The following is a 978-nucleotide window of genomic DNA, read 5'->3' on the forward strand; positions in this document are numbered from 1 at the left end:
CTGAAACAATCAATGTGGAGGTGTTTTTCTATGGGAACAAGAGTCAGTTATCCAGTAGAAGTGAAAATGAAGGCAATTGAAATGCGAATGGCTAACGTACCGGTAAAAGAAGTAATGGAAGAATTGGACATTCGAAACTATACGCAGTTGAAGCGATGGATGCATTGGTATCGCAATGGTGAAATGCACCGTCTAAAACAACCAGTTGGTAAACAATATGCCTTCGGCAAAGGACCGGAATTTGAAAGTGAGACAGCCAAGCTACAGGCAGAGAATCTAGAGTTGAAACAACAGATTGAAGTTTTAAAAAAGTACGCGGAATTGGAAGGGAAGTGGCGCCAAAAGTAGTACTTCAATTAGTTGAAGAGTTAAAAGATGTTATGCCAATTGGTGAAATCTGTCGTCATTTAGGCGTAGGTCGCTCGTCATACTATCGTTGGAGAAAGGATGTGGATCAATCCACACAAAAGGAGATTCGAGATCAGCAGATTGGCGACTTGTGCAAACAGAATAAATTTCGATATGGTTATCGAAAGATTGCTAATCTGTACCCAGGAGTTTGTAGGAAGACTGTGCAGCGTGTTATGCAAAAATATGGTTGGCAATGTAAAGTAAAGATGAAGAAACGGAAGCGTACCGGGCAGCCAGCATACGTCGCACCGAATTTATTAGCACGCGATTTTACAGCATCTAAGCCCATGGAGAAGCTAGTCACGGATATTACGTACTTGCCTTTTGGTCAATCGATGATGTATCTTTCTAGTATTCTCGATGTCTACAATGGCGAAATTGTGGCACAAACTACTGGTATCAAACAAGACACTGATTTTGTGTTGGATACGCTCTTTCAATTGCCTAAGCTACCAGAAGGATGCATTCTGCATAGTGACCAAGGCTCCGTTTATACATCCTATGCTTATCAAAAAGCAGCCAAAGAAAAAGGAATTACCATGAGCATGTCCCGCAAAGGCACGCCAG

1 pseudogene is annotated in these 978 nt (G+C 41.8%); it reads left to right on the plus strand.

Annotated features, from left to right (window positions below):
* Positions 1-30: 30 nt before the first annotated feature.
* Positions 31-978 (plus strand): annotated as a pseudogene (locus LZ480_RS19620) (IS3 family transposase); the annotation flags it as partial.

It is taken from the genome of Solibacillus palustris, assembly GCF_022549215.1.
GTDB lineage: Bacteria > Bacillota > Bacilli > Bacillales_A > Planococcaceae > Solibacillus > Solibacillus daqui.